The 16,933-nt window shown below is 37.1% G+C and carries 24 protein-coding genes; 17 read left to right on the top strand and 7 right to left on the bottom strand.

Going from position 1 to position 16,933, the window contains the following annotated elements; all coding sequences use genetic code 11:
• Nucleotides 1–106 precede the first annotated feature (106 nt).
• The 6 genes from ribD to GH754_RS13365 all read left to right on the top strand — a co-directional run bounded on the left by ribD (nt 107) and on the right by GH754_RS13365 (nt 4,705).
• Nucleotides 107–1,201: a bifunctional diaminohydroxyphosphoribosylaminopyrimidine deaminase/5-amino-6-(5-phosphoribosylamino)uracil reductase RibD gene (ribD, locus tag GH754_RS13390; protein ID WP_153729196.1), complete on the top strand. Its 1,095-nt coding sequence runs from the start codon at nt 107–109 to the stop codon at nt 1,199–1,201.
• A 12-nt stretch (nt 1,202–1,213) separates the two neighbouring features.
• Entirely contained in the window at nt 1,214–1,861 is a 648-nt protein-coding gene (gene ribE, locus GH754_RS13385) for a riboflavin synthase (RefSeq protein ID WP_153729195.1), read from the top strand.
• Nucleotides 1,862–1,883: 22 nt separating this feature from the next.
• Nucleotides 1,884–3,089, top strand: coding sequence for a bifunctional 3,4-dihydroxy-2-butanone-4-phosphate synthase/GTP cyclohydrolase II (locus GH754_RS13380; RefSeq protein ID WP_323742017.1), 1,206 nt, complete (start codon nt 1,884–1,886; stop codon nt 3,087–3,089).
• 20 nt (nt 3,090–3,109) lie between these two features.
• Nucleotides 3,110–3,580, top strand: coding sequence for a 6,7-dimethyl-8-ribityllumazine synthase (gene ribH, locus GH754_RS13375; RefSeq protein ID WP_153729193.1), 471 nt, complete (start codon nt 3,110–3,112; stop codon nt 3,578–3,580).
• 42 nt (nt 3,581–3,622) lie between these two features.
• Nucleotides 3,623–4,120, top strand: coding sequence for a GNAT family N-acetyltransferase (locus tag GH754_RS13370; protein ID WP_323742021.1), 498 nt, complete (start codon nt 3,623–3,625; stop codon nt 4,118–4,120).
• A 102-nt stretch (nt 4,121–4,222) separates the two neighbouring features.
• Nucleotides 4,223–4,705, top strand: a complete 483-nt coding sequence (locus tag GH754_RS13365; protein ID WP_153729191.1) for a spore coat protein — start codon at nt 4,223–4,225, stop codon at nt 4,703–4,705.
• 353 nt (nt 4,706–5,058) lie between these two features.
• Here the strand turns inward: GH754_RS13365 and GH754_RS13360 are convergent, their stop codons facing one another.
• A complete protein-coding gene (locus GH754_RS13360) occupies nt 5,059–5,862 on the bottom strand; it encodes a DUF2935 domain-containing protein (protein WP_153729190.1) in 804 nt (267 codons plus the stop codon).
• 142 nt (nt 5,863–6,004) lie between these two features.
• Between GH754_RS13360 and GH754_RS13355 the strand changes: the two genes are divergently transcribed.
• Nucleotides 6,005–6,214, top strand: coding sequence for a YozQ family protein (locus tag GH754_RS13355; protein ID WP_153729189.1), 210 nt, complete (start codon nt 6,005–6,007; stop codon nt 6,212–6,214).
• 51 nt (nt 6,215–6,265) lie between these two features.
• Here the strand turns inward: GH754_RS13355 and GH754_RS13350 are convergent, their stop codons facing one another.
• A complete protein-coding gene (locus tag GH754_RS13350) occupies nt 6,266–6,385 on the bottom strand; it encodes a DUF4023 family protein (protein WP_153729188.1) in 120 nt (39 codons plus the stop codon).
• 111 nt (nt 6,386–6,496) lie between these two features.
• Between GH754_RS13350 and GH754_RS13345 the strand changes: the two genes are divergently transcribed.
• The 6 genes from GH754_RS13345 (at nt 6,497) to GH754_RS13320 (ending at nt 10,206) form a co-directional block, all read left to right on the top strand.
• Nucleotides 6,497–6,838, top strand: a complete 342-nt coding sequence (locus GH754_RS13345) for a PadR family transcriptional regulator (protein WP_153729187.1) — start codon at nt 6,497–6,499, stop codon at nt 6,836–6,838.
• On the top strand, nt 6,825–7,454 hold the full coding sequence (locus GH754_RS13340) for an HAAS signaling domain-containing protein (protein ID WP_153729186.1): 630 nt from the start codon (nt 6,825–6,827) through the stop codon (nt 7,452–7,454). The genes GH754_RS13345 and GH754_RS13340 overlap by 14 nt, the downstream gene beginning before the upstream one ends.
• Nucleotides 7,455–7,536: 82 nt before the next feature.
• Nucleotides 7,537–8,994, top strand: a complete 1,458-nt coding sequence (locus GH754_RS13335) for a DUF4153 domain-containing protein (protein WP_153729185.1) — start codon at nt 7,537–7,539, stop codon at nt 8,992–8,994.
• A gap of 192 nt (nt 8,995–9,186) precedes the next feature.
• Complete coding sequence (locus GH754_RS13330) at nt 9,187–9,384, top strand: cold shock domain-containing protein (protein WP_153729184.1); 198 nt, start codon at nt 9,187–9,189, stop codon at nt 9,382–9,384.
• Between the two features lie 126 nt (nt 9,385–9,510).
• Nucleotides 9,511–9,717, top strand: coding sequence for a zinc ribbon domain-containing protein (locus GH754_RS13325; protein ID WP_153729183.1), 207 nt, complete (start codon nt 9,511–9,513; stop codon nt 9,715–9,717).
• Nucleotides 9,718–9,744: 27 nt separating this feature from the next.
• Nucleotides 9,745–10,206 carry a GNAT family N-acetyltransferase gene (locus GH754_RS13320; RefSeq protein ID WP_153729182.1) on the top strand — a complete coding sequence of 154 codons (462 nt, stop codon included), beginning with the start codon at nt 9,745–9,747 and terminating at the stop codon, nt 10,204–10,206.
• A 40-nt stretch (nt 10,207–10,246) separates the two neighbouring features.
• Here the strand turns inward: GH754_RS13320 and GH754_RS13315 are convergent, their stop codons facing one another.
• The 3 genes from GH754_RS13315 to GH754_RS13305 form a co-directional block, all read right to left on the bottom strand.
• A complete protein-coding gene (locus tag GH754_RS13315; protein WP_153729181.1) occupies nt 10,247–10,543 on the bottom strand; it encodes a 4a-hydroxytetrahydrobiopterin dehydratase in 297 nt (98 codons plus the stop codon).
• A gap of 99 nt (nt 10,544–10,642) precedes the next feature.
• Nucleotides 10,643–11,257, bottom strand: a complete 615-nt coding sequence (locus tag GH754_RS13310; protein ID WP_153729180.1) for a hypothetical protein — start codon at nt 11,255–11,257, stop codon at nt 10,643–10,645.
• A gap of 57 nt (nt 11,258–11,314) precedes the next feature.
• Nucleotides 11,315–11,503, bottom strand: coding sequence for a DUF5370 family protein (locus GH754_RS13305; RefSeq protein ID WP_153729179.1), 189 nt, complete (start codon nt 11,501–11,503; stop codon nt 11,315–11,317).
• Nucleotides 11,504–11,571: 68 nt separating this feature from the next.
• Between GH754_RS13305 and GH754_RS13300 the strand changes: the two genes are divergently transcribed.
• Complete coding sequence (locus GH754_RS13300; protein WP_153729178.1) at nt 11,572–11,802, top strand: hypothetical protein; 231 nt, start codon at nt 11,572–11,574, stop codon at nt 11,800–11,802.
• Between the two features lie 44 nt (nt 11,803–11,846).
• Here GH754_RS13300 and GH754_RS13295 read toward each other — a convergent pair whose 3' ends face one another.
• On the bottom strand, nt 11,847–12,389 hold the full coding sequence (locus tag GH754_RS13295; protein WP_153729177.1) for a 3D domain-containing protein: 543 nt from the start codon (nt 12,387–12,389) through the stop codon (nt 11,847–11,849).
• A 609-nt stretch (nt 12,390–12,998) separates the two neighbouring features.
• Nucleotides 12,999–13,133 carry a hypothetical protein gene (locus GH754_RS19825; RefSeq protein WP_267206667.1) on the bottom strand — a complete coding sequence of 45 codons (135 nt, stop codon included), beginning with the start codon at nt 13,131–13,133 and terminating at the stop codon, nt 12,999–13,001.
• 185 nt (nt 13,134–13,318) lie between these two features.
• Between GH754_RS19825 and GH754_RS13290 the strand changes: the two genes are divergently transcribed.
• From GH754_RS13290 to typA, 3 genes are all read left to right on the top strand, one after another.
• The gene (locus GH754_RS13290; protein ID WP_194841361.1) at nt 13,319–14,212 is read left to right on the top strand and encodes a helix-turn-helix domain-containing protein; all 894 of its coding nucleotides are present in this window, start codon (nt 13,319–13,321) and stop codon (nt 14,210–14,212) included.
• A gap of 170 nt (nt 14,213–14,382) precedes the next feature.
• Nucleotides 14,383–14,931, top strand: a complete 549-nt coding sequence (locus GH754_RS13285; protein WP_153729175.1) for an NADPH-dependent FMN reductase — start codon at nt 14,383–14,385, stop codon at nt 14,929–14,931.
• A 171-nt stretch (nt 14,932–15,102) separates the two neighbouring features.
• Nucleotides 15,103–16,929 carry a translational GTPase TypA gene (gene typA, locus GH754_RS13280; RefSeq protein WP_153729174.1) on the top strand — a complete coding sequence of 609 codons (1,827 nt, stop codon included), beginning with the start codon at nt 15,103–15,105 and terminating at the stop codon, nt 16,927–16,929.
• Nucleotides 16,930–16,933 lie beyond the last annotated feature (4 nt).

The raw sequence follows: 16,933 nt of genomic DNA, 5'->3' as shown, positions 1-16,933 counted from the left end.
TTTTATCCCTATGCATATATTTAATTCTCCCTCCTGATGGTATATCAGGAGGGTTTTTCATTATCAATAAACCCAATACCAAGCTGAAAAAAGGCAGGGACTAGAAATGAATGATCAATACTTTATGGATTTGGCCCTAACTTTAGCTAAATCAGTTTCAGGTCAAACCAATCCGAATCCACCAGTAGGCTCAGTTGTTGTTAAGGATAGTCAAATTGTCGGTTTGGGAGCTCATTTAAAAGCTGGCGAACCACATGCTGAAGTCCATGCCTTACAAATGGCCGGAGAGAAGGCAAAGGGTGCAACGATATACGTGACTCTTGAACCTTGCAGTCATCACGGAAGGACACCACCCTGTGCAGACCTAATCATCGAAAAGGAACTATCGCGCGTGGTTATCGCAACAACAGATCCAAATGAAAAAGTAGCAGGAAAAGGAATTGAGCGTTTAAGAAATGCAGGCTTACAGGTTGATGTAGGTATACGCAAGGAAGAAGCTCAACATGTAAATAAACAATTCTTTCATTTTATTGAACATAAAACACCATATGTAACACTAAAGTCTGCGACAAGTCTAGATGGAAAGATTGCGACCGTATCAGGCGAAAGTCAATGGATAACAAATGAGGAAGCAAGAGAAGATGTCCACTTTTATCGCCATACACATGACGCCATTTTAGTAGGTGTGAATACGGTCATAAAAGATAATCCAAGTTTGACAACCAGAACTCCGTTGGGTGGTAAGAACCCGACACGCATTATTATGGATACACATCTTAGAACACCACTTGATGCAAATGTAGTCACAAAAGATGATGCCCCAACGTGGATTGTTGTGGGGAATCAGGTTAGTCCGGAACAAAAGGAGCCATACTTGGCCTACCCACACGTAGAAATTATTCAGCTAGAAGAATCGTCCATTCAAGTGAAAACTTTATTAAAAGCTTTAGCCAATAGAAAAGTGATGTCTTTATTTGTGGAAGGTGGAGCAGAAGTTAATGGCAGCTTTTTAAAGGCAAGAGCAGTTCAGCAAATTATCACATATATAGCACCAAAACTGATTGGTGGAAAGGGTGCTCCCACATCTATTGGTGGTGATGGCTTTGCCAACCTTAGTGACAGCTTAGAGTTATCCATTATTTCTGCAGAGAAAATGGGCACGGATATTAAAATTATTGCAGAACCAAAAACGATTAGTTAGGATGAACGCCGCATGTTTACAGGTATAATAGAGGAATTAGGTTCGATTCAAAATATCCATAAAGGTGAGAAGGAAATTGAAATGACGATTGGAGCGGATGAAATCTTAAAGGATGTTCAGTTAGGTGATAGTATTTCAGTCAATGGCGTTTGCTTAACCGTCACCCAATTTCGGGAGGAATCCTTTCAAGTAGACGTTATGCCAGAAACGGTGAAAGCCACATCTTTAAGAACTCTTGATGTTGGTTCTAAGGTGAATTTAGAACGTGCGATGGCAGCAGGTGGCCGTTTTGGCGGACATTTTGTTTCGGGTCATGTTGATGGTATTGGAAAAATTGTTCAAAAGAAACCAGAAGCCAATGCTGTTTATTATCAAATTGAAATTCCAAAAGAACTTCAGCAGTTTTTTATGTTAAAAGGGTCCGTAGCTGTTGATGGAACCAGTTTAACGGTGTTTGGAGTTGACCAGAATATCATTACCATTTCTCTTATTCCGCATACTGTTTCTCATACCGTTTTGGGGGATAAAGAAAAGGGGGATATTGTAAACATTGAGTGTGACATGTTAGCGAAATATGTAGCCAATATGTTGTTTCAAAAGGATCAGAACGAAGATAGTCAATTAAACGAAGGCTTTTTAAAGGAAAATGGATTCATCTAATTATAAAAAGGATGTGAGCAACGTGTTTAATAAAATAGAGGAAGCTATAGAAGATTTAAAAGCAGGGAAGGTAGTCATTGTAGTAGATGATGAGGATCGTGAAAATGAGGGAGATTTTGTTGCTCTAACGGAAAAGGTTACCCCAGAAGTGATCAACTTTATGATAAAGAATGGCAGGGGGCTTGTTTGTACATCCATAACTGAGGAATTATCCGAAAAGCTAGAACTACATTCCATGGTTAAACAAAATACAGATCCTTATGGCACAGCCTTTACAGTCAGTGTCGATCATAAAGACACAACAACTGGAATAAGTGCGGTGGAAAGAGCTCATACAGTTCAACAGCTCATTCATCCAGATTCAAAATCGATTGATTTTAAAAGACCTGGCCACGTATTCCCGATTGTGGCTAGAAAGGGAGGCGTCTTAAGACGTGCCGGACATACAGAGGCAGCGGTTGATTTGGCTAAATTGAGTGGAGCATTCCCATCAGGTGTTATTTGTGAAATTATTAAAGATGATGGAACTATGGCAAGAGTACCAGACTTGGAAAAAGTTGCTGAAGAATTTGATTTAAAATTAATTACCATTAAGGATTTAATTGAATATCGAAACCAAACCGAAAAACTAGTGAAAAGAGAAGTAGAGGTCAAATTACCTACCGCTTTTGGTGATTTTAAGGCCGTTGCTTATACGAATGCAGTCGATAATCGTGAGCATGTTGCCTTAATTAAGGGTGAGATTGACCCTGAAAAGCCAGCACTAGTACGTGTACATTCAGAATGCTTAACAGGAGATGTGTTTGGCTCCTACCGCTGTGATTGTGGACCGCAGCTTCATACAGCTTTGTCCCAAATTGAAGAGGCCGGAAATGGAGTTCTCCTTTATATGCGTCAAGAGGGGCGTGGAATTGGTTTAATTAACAAACTTCGGGCTTATAAATTGCAGGAAGAAGGCTATGACACAGTTGAAGCAAATGAAAAACTCGGCTTTGCTGCTGATTTACGAGACTATGGAATAGGCGCCCAAATCTTAAAAGACTTAGGTATAAAACAAATGAAGCTTTTAACGAATAATCCAAAGAAGATTACTGGGCTAAGTGGATATAACTTAGAGGTTGTGGACCGTGTCCCAATTCAATTGCCACATCGAAAAGAGAACGAGAAGTATATGAAAACCAAGCATGAAAAAATGGGTCATTTATTACAATTTCATATTAATAGCTAATGCTGTAGGAGGAAAAGAAAATGGGAAAAGTATTTGAAGGAAGTTTAGTCGGAACAGATCTAAAAGTAGGAATTGTTGTAGGACGTTTTAATGAATTCATTACGAGTAAATTACTAGAAGGAGCAGAAAATACGTTAAAAAGACATGGTGTCAAAGAAGATAATATTGACATTGCATGGGTACCAGGTGCATTTGAAATCCCATTAATTGCTCAAAAGATGGCAAACTCAAATCAATATGACGCTGTTATTGCGTTAGGAACAGTTATTCGTGGTTCAACTCCACATTTTGATTATGTATGTAACGAAGCGGCAAAAGGAATTTCTTCAGCATCCTTACAATCTGGGAAGCCAGTTATTTTTGGTGTACTAACCACAGATACCATTGAGCAAGCAATAGAACGCGCCGGAACGAAAGCTGGAAACAAAGGTTCAGAAACAGCGGTTGGAGCGATTGAAATGGCTCAACTAGTTAAACAATTAGATCAGTAATCATAAGTTTTTAAGCTAATAAAACTGGGAGATTTTTAAATGATTTTAACCATTTTAAATGAACAAGATGCAAAACAGTATTGGGAGCTTAGGCTTGAAGCCTTAAAAAAGGCTCCCAATGCTTTTCTAACCACATATGAGGAAGCTCTTCAAAAGGAAAATCCAATAGAACAAACGGCAAAACAACTATCAAGTGAGTCTAGTATTACGTTTGGAGCTTTTGATGAGGACCAACTGGTGGGGATGGCGACTTTATTATTCCCTTCAAAGGAGAAAGAAAAGCACAAAGCCTTTCTCGTCGCCATGTATGTAAAACAGGAGTATCGCAAAAAGGGTATTGGTAAACAATTGATCATGAAGGTTATTCAAACTGCCCGCCGCGCAAAAATCGAGCAGCTCCAACTGTCGGTTGTTGCGAATAACGAGTCAGCGATTCGTCTATACCAGTCTATAGGATTTGAATCATATGGAACGGAGAAGAGGGCCATTAAGAGCGGTTCGGATTACTTTGATGAAGAGTTAATGGTGTTGTTTTTATAAACTAACAACATGAGAGCCTATTTTCATACACAAATGTCCCAATAGACGCTTGTCGTGCATAAGGTATCAATGTGAATATTTTTCCAGAAGGGGTTTGAAAATATGGATCATCAAGGTACTTTAGCCTGGCATGAATCGTTAGAACTACATGAGTTAGTGGCGTTTAAGTCTATTGGTGTCATGAAAATGAAGATGGCGTTACCGCAGATTACGGATAAGACGTTGAAGGGTTTATATAGTAGAGCAATTCACGAGAATCAAGATGATCTGCGTGAATTAATGGAGTTTTACCAACACGTACCCAATCCGGATTACCGAGAAGGAGAAGAGCGCAATCCGAATGTCTTTTTTGAAGGGGATTTATTGGCCTTTACGAAATCTGGTGTAAGAAATTATGCTGTAGCCATTACCGAAACAGCAACACCTGCTTTGAAAAATGTGTTGGTTAACCAATTAAATTCATGTATTATCCTTCACGACCTAGTTTATCAGTATATGCATAAAAAAGGCGACTATCCATCTTATGACCTCAACAAATTATTTGCAAATGATATTAAGCTCGCACAAATGGCGCTATCTATGTGAACCTTAAGGGAGAGCAAACTCTTTACTATGAGTTTGCTCTTTTTATATGTTTTAGTGAAAAATATAAATCTAGTATTTAGGTAAGAATAATGTTAGTAAGTGTTCTATAGATAAAATATAGGTTCAATAACCTGTATTTGACTCAAAAAGATTTTCTGAGCTTCAATCCACTAGTTAGAAAAACAATTAATTCCGTATTAGGTTAATAAATTTCACAAGCCGTTCAATAATTTTCCTAACAGGTTCATAAAGCATAGTCTAAGTAGGAATTAGCTACAAGAATATTTAATCATAGAAAAAAGCACTAATCGCACCAAAAACGAAACGGTTTCTGTTTTCCGTGTTTAGAAGATTTAATCGGTAGTTCTTGGTTTCCCCGGATCGCAATGGGGCGGCTGGGTTTGTGATGATTCTGCTAACTTAATTAAATAATAACATTCTTCACGTGCCATATGATCGGCCATTAGAGCAGAAAATGAGGATAGAACCCTCTCGCTTAATTCAAGCTCCTCAACCTCCTCTAAGAAGGCTTTAAATAGTGACATTTCCAGCTCAACATCATGATTAAAACGGTCCAAAGCTGGAAAGCTAGTTAAATTGGATCTGAGATATCCCGTTAGCTCAACAGCCTTTAGATAAAAGCCTTCAAAATGCTTCGTAAAGTCATTACTCTTTTGCTTTAATCTTTTTTCAACACCGTCCAATTCATCGTTAATGGCACCCGCATGGCCATAGGCATCCTGTAGCCAAAGCAAGTGGTGATGGAGTTCGTGAAACACAGGTACGGGCTCACCTTTTGTTAAGTATTTCAACACTTTTAGATATTCGTCTAGCTCATTCACCATATGATTGATAAAAGTTGGGGAAAGGTGAATTTTCACCTGACCTTGTAACTGGCGCTCCAAAATCGATAATTTAAACGTACGGAAGGCTTTAGCTACTTTTTTCGCTTCATCTGAGAGAGGGACAAAGCTTTCTGCAGTACTATTTCGAGCTTGGTTAAGCAATTGATCAAATTGTTGGACAAACGTTTTCGCTTTATCAATATCTGACTTCTCAGATGGATAGAGGGAGTCTCGGATGAACCTTGCATGGTCCCCCAAAACCTGAAGCCAAAATGAATGTTCAAAAGCGGCGCTGTCAGCAAAGGATTTCAATTTATATTCCTCCTTTTTAATAAGTTAGTGCCATTATATTCCTGCATTAGGTTGTCATAGTCGGTATTTTTATCTCATGTTATGGCATATTATTGCGGTCACATTGAAAAGATAATAAGTGAATATACATGGGAGGTGCGACATGAGTAACCAAGAGAAACGAAAGTCAGGACAATCTCCTGCTGATAAGAATTATGAGCCAGAGGATTATCAGAAAAAAGATCAGCTTTCAGCGGGACTTGCGGAAACCCATGAGCAAGCAAGTGATACGCTAACAGAAGGCACTGTTGATGGCAAAATTGAGCGAGAAAATGGAGATGCAGAGGATATTCCGAGAAAAGGCTATGAGTAATACTTAATTGATGGAAAAAAGGGCTACCAACTATTGGTAGCCCTTTTGGTATTACTTCTTATTTTTACTAGGGAGTCGGTTCGCCGGACGCTTTCTTCCTCGTTTACGATTCAGCTCGTCCTTCCGTTGCTTATCGTGCATTCTTGCAACAAATTCACTGGTGCTTTCCATAGGGCAACCTCCTAAGCATAATTCTGTTTGTTAATGTAACCAGAAGGACTTGAAAACATACAAAATATTTTGTATGCTATAAATACCTCATAATACTAGGTAGGTGGAAAGATGTTTAATCGTGAGCTTGTAAAGGGGAGTACCTCGCTACTGCTTTTACAATTACTTCTGGAACGTGATATGTATGGGTATGAGCTTGTTAAGGAAATGGATAAACGTAGTGATCACCAGTTCCAAATTAAAGAAGGTACCCTATACCCTGCCTTACATAAGCTTGAGAAGCAAGCTTATATAGAATGCTACTGGCAGGAACAACCAAAAGGACCTGCGCGTAGATATTACAAAATTACGGAACAGGGTAAGGAAGTATTGCAGGAAAAACAAGATGAATGGCAGAGATATGTTCAAGTGATGAACAAAGTCATTGGGAGAACGGAAAATGATTCAATCTAAGCAGGACTATTTAAAGCAGCTTAGTAAGCAATTAGGAACGCATCCTGAGAAGAAACAGATTATCAATGAATATGATGTACATATCTCTGAGATGATGCATGAAATAACTACCGAAGAGTACATGAAGGTTGTTGTAGATCGTTTAGGTACTCCAGAGGAGATCGCTGATATTTGGAAAGAGGAGCTTTCTGTTACTCCAAATAAAACAAAGTGGTTGTTTGTCCTGGTCAATATTGTGTTATTCACAAGTGGGGCGATATTGACAGCTGTTTATAATGTTTTTGAATGGAACATGGTTGAAATGGTGTGGAGCCATCTTACAGATATCCCAGCACTCATTATGATGATTTATATGTTGTTTTGGGCTTTATTAGGCTATGAGATAGGTAAAGAGTTTGGTCATGGGGGTAGAACACTTCTAAAGAAAACGTTTATTCTTTCCCTAATTCCGAATCTTACGCTTATGTCCTTGACCGTTTTTCAACTGATTCCATATGAGTGGTTTCAGCCATTATTAAATACAAAATTTATCATAGCGTGTATTGTTGCTACAGGCTTTTTATACCCAATTTGTTTAGTGGGGTATAAATGGGGAAAGAAGGTTGCTCTTTCCTAATTTTTTTCATCATATACATAGTAATTCGATGTATATTGAATCACTATATACATCGGAATCAAAAGTAAGGGGTTGTTCGTAGATGTCAATTCAAGTGAATAAGCGGGATGGATTACTTTTACTTCTTTGTTTTGTGCTAGGTATTCTGGCTGAACAAACATTGTTTCATGGAAGAATAGGGATTTCGTACATTATTTTAGTGATGTCGTTTTATGGGGTCTTTTTTTATCGTTTTCGACAGGTAGCATTTCATAATACACGAATCGGGACTTTATTAATGGTCTGTATTTGGGTCATATCTTCTCACTATTTTATTTACTCTGCTTCTGTTTTTTATTTATTTAACTTTTTGGTCATTCCTTTCCTTGTTTTGGTTCATGTAATCATCGTGACACAGCCAAAAGGATTTTCCTGGCATCAATTTCACTTCTTGGTTATTTTGGGCACAAAAATTAAGCAGTTGATAAGTTACAATTTTGCTTTTATCAAAAGGGTAATCTTAAGACTTACGAAAGGGTTAGACCGGCAGCTGGTTAGTATTATAGTCAGGATAGGACTAGGGTTGATTATTTCGGTTCCTTTATTGCTGATTGTTATTGGTCTACTTGTTTCTGCAGATGCCGAGTTTAGTCGATTTATATCTTCTATACCCAATTGGTTGCTACAGATTGATGTAACTCTATTGGTAAGATTATTTGTTATTCTAATCTTCACACTAGCTGTATTTGGATTATTTCAGGTATTGTTGAAAAAGGAAGATATACAAGAACGTAAATGGTTTAAGGAACGAAAAGTGTTAGATGGGATTACGACCTTAACCGTTCTTGTGCTTTTGAATGGGGTCTATCTCTTATTTGCGACCATACAGTTCCAGTATTTCTTTAGCGACACCTTGCAGGCAGGTTTCACCTATGCTGAATATGCGAGACGTGGTTTTTTTGAGCTTATGGCGGTTACACTTGTGAATTGGTCCATCCTTTTAGTGGTAATCAACTTTGTAAAACAGAGTCATAAAGGCCTGAAAAAAGCCCTGCAAATATTACTTACATTACTCGTAGTGTTAAGCGGTGTAATGCTTATATCTGCTTTTATGCGACTATTAATGTATGAAGAGGCTTATGGATTTACGTTAGCAAGAGTGCTCGCACATTCCTTTATGATTTTCTTAATGGTAATTTTTTCATATACACTTATAAAGGTTTGGATTGAGAAGCTTTCCTTGCTTCGTTTTTATCTTATTGTCGCGGTCGTATTTTACGTAGCATTAAATGCGATCAACGTAAATGGCTATATAGTTGATAAAAACATAGAACGATATGAGGAAACAGGCAAGATTGATGTAGAATACATGAGCCGACTATCCTATGCAGGAGTAGAAGGGCTAATGGAGCTCTATGACCGAAACCCTGACGTTCACCGTTTAGAGTCGACCCTAAACAATAAGAAAAAGGAAATGCTATCTCAAGAGTACTCCTGGCAGTCATTTAATTTAGAACGTCAAGAAGTAATAAAGCAATTAAGAGAACTGTCCCTTGATTAGATTACTCAAAAAATTTTTTCCATTTCACTTATATCACTTGCTTTTTTTTGTAAAACAGGGTAAAGTGAAATAGCAAAATGAATTTGAAAGACCGAATATTTACTTGATGACCTCTTTATAAAAAAAAGAAGGTAAAGTAATTTCAGTTTCAATTCTTTTGTAAGACATTTTTTTTATAAGGAGGTCATTTTAATGACTGGAAAAGTAAAATGGTTTAATGCAGAAAAAGGCTTTGGTTTCATCGAGCGTGACGGAGGAGACGACGTATTCGTACATTTCTCTGCTATCCAAGCTGAAGGTTTCAAAACTCTTGAAGAAGGTCAAGACGTTGAATTTGAAATCGTTGAAGGCGACCGTGGCCCACAAGCTGCTAACGTTGTTAAGCTATAATATAAAAATAAAGAGCGTATTCCACATTTGTGGGATACGCTTTTTTTCATTTTGGGAAGGACTAAATAAAGGATTTGCAGAATAACTTTAGAGTGAATATTGTCTCAAAATAAAGGGGGGTTCACATTGTCTGATCACAAAGGGTGTATTAAATGTGGAAGTACCGATGCGGGTAAGAAGGAAGTAGCCATGACTGGTACGGGCCTTTCAAAGATGTTTGACGTTCAGAACAATAAATTTACAGTTGTCTATTGTAAGAATTGTGGATATTCTGAGTTTTACAATACACAAGGTTCAAAGGCTAGTAATGTGTTTGATTTTTTCTTTGGATAAAATATAGGAAAACGAGGTCAAGTCATCATGCAATGGATTCAAAAACAGTTTGAAGATTTAACAATTCAAGAATTATATACAATTCTTAAAGAACGAGTAGATGTATTTGTAGTCGAGCAAAATTGTCCGTACCCAGAAATAGACAATTATGACCAGGTGTCAGAACACTTATATTTGCTACATAAAGGTGAAATGGTGGCTTATTGTCGTCTTCTTCCACATGGAACCATGTATGAAGAAGCTTCGATTGGTCGTGTATTAGTAAATGACAAGTTTCGACGTCAAGGCTATGCAACAGACTTAATGAAGAAGGCTGTCCATGTGCTGACAAGGGAATGGGGAGAAACTTTAGTTAAACTACATGCTCAATCTCATTTGCAGCATTTTTATCGTCAATTTGGATTTAAAGTTACTTCGGATGAATACATGGATGACGGTATTTTACATGTGGATATGCTTTTGAACACAAAAAGCGAAGTAGGCTCTTGAGAATCAGTAGCCTACTTCGCTTTGTTTCATGTATGTTGACTTATTCGGTTACCTGTAAAAAGATAGAATCATATTTTTGAATAAGTTCCATGTCTAAATCCGTAATTCCTTTTGCTCTCCAAGATGTTAGTTTAATGGTTACTACTTTATACTCAATGGATATAAAGGGGTGATGATCCATTTCCTCGGATAGTTCTGCAATCTGATTCACGAATTCAATCCCGGTTAGAAATTCAGTGAATCGATATCTCTTTGTTAGCCATCGGTCATCTTCTAAGCTCCACCCTGATAGGTATTCGAGCTGCTTTTCAATTTCTTCCCCAGTTAAACGTCCCATTATGATCTACCCCCTCCGTATCTTGTCACAAGTAATATTATAAGGGTGAAGTGGAGGTGAGTAAATCATAATCTGGAAAAACTTTTAATTGTCAAATTTTCACTTCGATTTCGGTGTGATTTCTTGCTTATTTACAACCGTTACTCTAAGGGCTATGGCTAGATCTTGCTTTTTTAACTGTTTGCGCTGGGACTTGTAATCCTCCCCGCCGAGAGTTGTCATGTGATTTTTATTGGTTCCTGCAAAGGCAGCAAGATATATTGGCTGGTTTAATACTACGTCTTTCTCCTCGTGGATAAACTTTTGAAACATGGACCCGCTAATTTTTGTCTCCGGTTCAAATTGTTGGGATGTAAGGCCAGATGGTGTGCCGACAAGTATATCCATTGTTCCTTCGCCAGTAGTGCTAGTTGTTCCAAAAGAAACAATCGTATCTTCAAATTCCTTGTTGATGGAACCAAAACTTTTAGTCCCGATTCGGGATTTACCATTTTCAAATACCTCAACTTCAAAAACGAGCTCGTTTTGCTCATGTAGCGTACCGTTTAGGGTGAAGTATTCGATATATCCAATTCCGGTTTTATTGACAAGTGTAGTCTCTTTTTCACTTAGTTCTAAAGGTTGTACGGTTAGTTCATTTGATGGTTCTGTCTTTTCTTCACTACAGGCTGTAAGAATAAAGAATAAAGTCAAGAACAATAAAACTTTTCGCATCCAAAAATTCCTTTCCTAACATGGTACATACATATTGTAACATGGGCTAGAAAGAATTTATTGGTGATTTACTACATAATCATTGACCAAATCTTCAATCTTTCCTTCATCCGGTTTCTCTCCTTCAAAATCAAAGGTTAGTTCCTCAATGAACTCTCCCTCTTTATATACGTGAATGGCTCCCTTTTGTATGCTAACTCCATATTCAATATCAAACCTGAATCCACCCTGCTCAATAGCTCCCATGTCTGTAGCCTCCTTTATTACATACTTTTCCCCACAATGAACCATTCTATTTAGAGGAGGTGTTTTCTTTGCAAGATCGGGATAGAAGAACAGATATTGGTGATCCTTCTCCGCATTTAGATGGTGAGAGAGAAGGCGTGTATGCAGCCCCTGAAGGTGTACAAGCTGGAGTTTCTATGGATGGAGACCCAAAAAAAGAAGTGAATCAAAACCCAGAGGATGCGGTGGTTAAGAAGGATCCGGAAATGTTGAAGTTAAATAAAATAATGGGTGGAAGAGATCAAACTAAAAAGGATTAAAAAATCACCCCATCGCCGTGGTAGACGATGGGGTGATGATAAAACTAGCCTAAAATTTTTACTTTTACCTCTTGAACTCCCCATTGATTAGCCTTTTTTTCGGACGGAATAAACAAATCAATGCGATTACCTTTTATGGCACTTCCGATATCTCCTGCTACGGCAACACCATATCCCTCAACATAGAGCTTTGTACCAAGAGGAATCACATTAGGGTCAACCGCTACAACTTTTTTATCCGGGTTTTCAATTAAATTAATCCCTGTGTTTGTAATCCCGCTACAACCATCACAATGAGCAGTGTAAGCAGTGGCTTTCATGGTCATTGTTTTGGCATTGTCAAGATCATCTTTTGTTAATAGCTCCTGACTAGTCAGTGATAATTCAGTAGAAACATGTCCCCATTTCATAAGGCCATTAATAGAGCTACCGATTTCAAAGGCCAAATCACTCATAGGCACATTTTGAATTTTTTCTAGTTTTTCTTGATCATCTATTTTAACATTTTGGTTTTCATCTGCTGTTATACTATTAAAAGAAAAAAGTGTGAACACAAGTGTCATCACAATTAAGGTTATTTTTTTCATTTGTATTGCCTCCTCTACAATTGGAAATTATAACAGCCGAATATTTCACAGCAATTACATGGCAACAACAAACATGATACAATTTCAATACATTGGTTCATAGATTGTAAAAAAACTAGTGAAATCGATAGAGCTAATGAGTGTAAAAATAGAGTTGGTAGGGGATAGTCGCATAAATATTGTACGAAAAGGATAAAAAATAGAGGAATATCAAGAATTTTAGCGAAATAACGTAAAAGTATTAAAAAAGGGCAAAAAAAATACCTGGTTTCTTACCAGGTAAAAGTTAAACGTCATCTGTTCAATTGAGAAGCAATTGGGGATTGCTTCTTGGATTGGAATGGAAAATAGTTAAACATAGAAAGGTAAACGTATTACCCATGTTTACGCTTAAAATATAAAGATGCTAAACAGGAGATAAAAATGATTGTGATTAAAATACTTAATCCTAACTGAATAACATCTTTTTCAGGCGTTCCCATGGATCATCATACCCCTTTCAAACTTCATTTTGGTAAATTAATGTAAAGCTAATTACAACACATTCTTAACCGGAAACTGTAAACAAAAAAATCTAATTAAATTGGAAGGGAAATACTTGAAAACTACTTAGTAGCGTGGACCAAGATCTTCATCACCAAACAAAATTGCTGGTGCAGCAGTTTCTTCTTCAGGGAAACTATAACCTGATAGAGAGATAACAACAGTAGCTGCCAAAAGCAATGTTACTAGAAACCGTTTCATTTAAATCACCCTTTCTATAAGTTCTCTATTATATTTATAACAGATTTTAAAAATGTACGAATTGTCCAATATAGGCGATTTAGCCTAAAAAATCCGTTGTTACATTGGTTTTTCTAGCTTTTTCTTTAAAAGTTATGAAGATAGTAATATTAATTTACATAATTTTACAAAAAGGATGGACGGAAATGCTTATCAGTGGGAATATTGGGGAAAAAATAAAGGATTTAAGACAATACTTTGGCATTTCTCAAAAAGCAGTCTGTGAAGGAATTTGTTCACAAGCTTATATAAGCCGTTTAGAGAAAGGTGAGATTAATGTTTCAGCTGATATACTTTTTCTACTATCAAGAAGATTAGGAGTGGACATTAACTACTTTTTTGAAAATTATAACTCGCCAAGATCAGAGTATGTAATGACAACGATGCGGGAAGTACGGGATGCGATTAATAAAAGAGATTATGAGCATGCAGATGAAATAGTTTCATTAGAATTAAAAAATCCTCTGTTTAAAAAAAACATAGAAGGTGAGCAATTTTTATTATGGCACAAGGGCATATGTATGTTTGAGTTGGGTAAGGGTGTCGATGAAGCTTTATTTTACATAGACCGTGCATTGGACTGCTGTTTGACAACAAATAAAAACTATTCGGAAAGGGAAATAGAAATATTTCTTGCAAAAGCAATTATACTACATTCTACCAAAAAACTTACTGACAGCAAGAGGATTTATAATGAGTTAACAACAGCACTCAACAAAAATGTTTATATAACTGATCCTAAAATTTTCGTTAGAAGTTTTTACAACTATTCAAGGTTACTTGTAGATATGAATGAATATTCGGAGGCAACTCAAAAAGCAAAACAAGGAATTCAGTATGCGAATAAAAATGGTCTCTTATATTTACAAGGAGAATTATATTTCCAGTTAGCGAGAACTTATGAGCATATGGAAAAGTTAAACTTAGCCATAGAAAATTATAAAACGGCAAAAAGTTGCTTTGCATTAATTGACGACTATAAGCCATTTGAAGTATCTAATAAAAAAGTTGAAGAAATTGAGGAAATGCTTAATCATTAACTTATATTAAGACCTACCATTTGACTTCTATGGGTATGATTCATTTAAAATGATGGTAGGTCTTTTTTTTTTTTGACAAGGTCTTACTAACATCATGGATGGAACAAAATATAATGTATCTCAGTAAGTTATTACAAGATGGTTTAGGGACTGAAAGGGGTATTCTTGCGATGAAGGTTCTTCTTTTGAATGGAACGATTATTGGTGATAAAACCAAAGCAATGCTAAAAGAAGTGGATCAGTATTTACAAAAGATTAATGATAAATTGGAAATAAAGCATGTTTATTTGGAGGACTATGATTTACAATTTTGTGATGGTCGACCTGCTGAAGAATATAATGAGGATACACAAAAGCTTATCGAGGAAATTAGCAATGCAGACGGATATATCGTTGCTACTCCGGTTTTTCAGGGATCGATACCAGGCACATTAAAAAATATGTTTGATCTTATTTCACCTTATGCAATGCGATATAAGCCAGTAGCCATTGTGGCAAATGGTGGGACTTTTCAACATCATTTAGTTGTGGAAAACCAGTTAAAACCCATCCTAGATTATTTTCGCTGCCTAGTCACACCTAACTATGTATATACTCACTCTAGCCACTTCTCCACACAAAATGAATTAATTGATGAAGATGTGAAGAGCAGACTGAAGGAGCTTTCCAGAGTCTTTAATGAATATTTAGGAATGAGTAAAAAAGTTGAGGAAAATTAAAAGTGAACAGGGAATGTATGATACTTAAGTATCATACATTCCTTTTCGTTTTATTTCAGTATTAATTTTACAAGAAATCGCATAAGTTAAGATTAAAGCAAAAAATTTGTCATTTTATGTTATACTTATCAAGTTGGAAAATGAGATATGTAATTTAGAGGAGAGTTGTTCATGCAACATAGAGATGATTTAAGAAATATCGCTATTATTGCCCACGTTGACCATGGGAAAACTACATTAGTTGACCAATTGCTACGTTATTCGGGTACGTTTAGAGAAAACGAGCATGTCGATGAGCGGGCAATGGATTCAAATGATTTGGAAAAAGAGCGCGGAATTACGATTTTGGCGAAAAATACCGCGATTCATTATAAAGATACACGAATTAACATTTTAGATACTCCTGGACACGCCGACTTCGGAGGCGAAGTAGAGCGTATCATGAGAATGGTTGATGGGGTATTGCTTGTCGTAGATGCTTATGAAGGGGTTATGCCGCAAACAAGATTCGTTCTAAAGAAAGCCTTAGAGCAAAAGCTTAACCCAGTAGTTGTTTTAAACAAAATTGACCGCCCTAATGCAAGACCAGAAGAAGTAGTGGATGAAGTGCTTGATTTGTTTATCGAGCTTGGGGCTGATGACGAGCAATTAGAATTCCCAGTTGTCTATGCTTCTGCATTACAAGGTACATCTGGTAATGAACCAGATGAGCTAGGCGAAACTATGGATCCTATTTTCACCACAATTATGGAAAACGTCCCTGCTCCAATCGATAATTCTGAGGAACCTTTACAATTCCAGATTACGTTACTCGATTATAATGATTATGTAGGAAGAATCGGGGTTGGACGTGTTTTCCGAGGTAAGATTAGAGTTGGGGATCAGGTTTCACTGATGAAAAAGGATGGAACGGTTAAAAACTTCCGAGTGTCGAAACTATTTGGCTTTATCGGCTTAAAACGAGTTGAAATTGATGAGGCCCAAGCAGGAGATATTGTTGCTGTTTCAGGAATGGAAGACATTAATGTTGGGGAAACAGTTTGTCCTCCTGATCATCTTGAAGCTCTCCCACTACTAAGAATAGACGAACCAACACTTCAAATGACATTCCTAGTAAACAATAGTCCTTTTGCTGGTAAAGAAGGGAAATACGTTACAGCTCGTAATATAGAGGAACGTTTGTTAACTCAGCTTGAAACAGATGTAAGCTTAAGAGTTGAACCAACTGCTACACCAGATGCTTGGACTGTATCAGGTCGTGGTGAATTACACTTATCCATTTTGATTGAAAACATGCGCCGTGAAGGGTATGAGCTTCAATTGTCTAAGCCTCAAGTCATCAAGAAGGAAATTGATGGGGTCATTTGCGAACCAGTTGAACGTGTCCAAGCAGATGTTCCAGAAGAGTATACAGGATCAGTTATTGAATCCCTTGGCTCTAGAAAAGGCGAAATGATTGATATGGTTAACCAAGGTAATGGTCAGGTCCGCATTGAATTTAAGGTTCCTTCTCGTGGCTTAATTGGTTATTCAACGGAATTCATGACACAAACTAGAGGTTTTGGTATTCTCAACCACACCTTTGATGGATATGAGCCTATGTTTAATGGGACTATTGGTGGACGTCGTGAAGGTGTGTTAGTTTCACTTGAAAATGGAAAAACCACCACATACAGCATTATGTCGTTAGAGGACCGTGGTGTTATTTTCGTAGAGCCTGGTACAGAAGTATATGCTGGGATGATTGTTGGGGAACACAACCGTGAGAATGACTTAACGGTAAACATCACGAAAGAAAAGCACCTAACCAACGTAAGATCAGCTACAAAGGATCAAACGGCAACTATTAAGAGTACACGGAAGATGTCTCTTGAGGAAGCAATCGAATATTTGGATGATGACGAATACTGTGAAGTAACTCCAGAATCTATTCGTTTACGTAAGAAAATCCTGAACAAAAACGAAAGAGAAAAAGCAGCTAAAAGAAAAAAGGATTAATATA

Source organism: Salinibacillus xinjiangensis, assembly GCF_009649735.1.
Taxonomy (GTDB): Bacteria; Bacillota; Bacilli; order Bacillales; family Alkalibacillaceae; genus Salinibacillus; species Salinibacillus xinjiangensis.
Note: the sequence above shows the minus strand (reverse complement) of the source record. Positions and strands in the feature narration are given on the sequence as shown.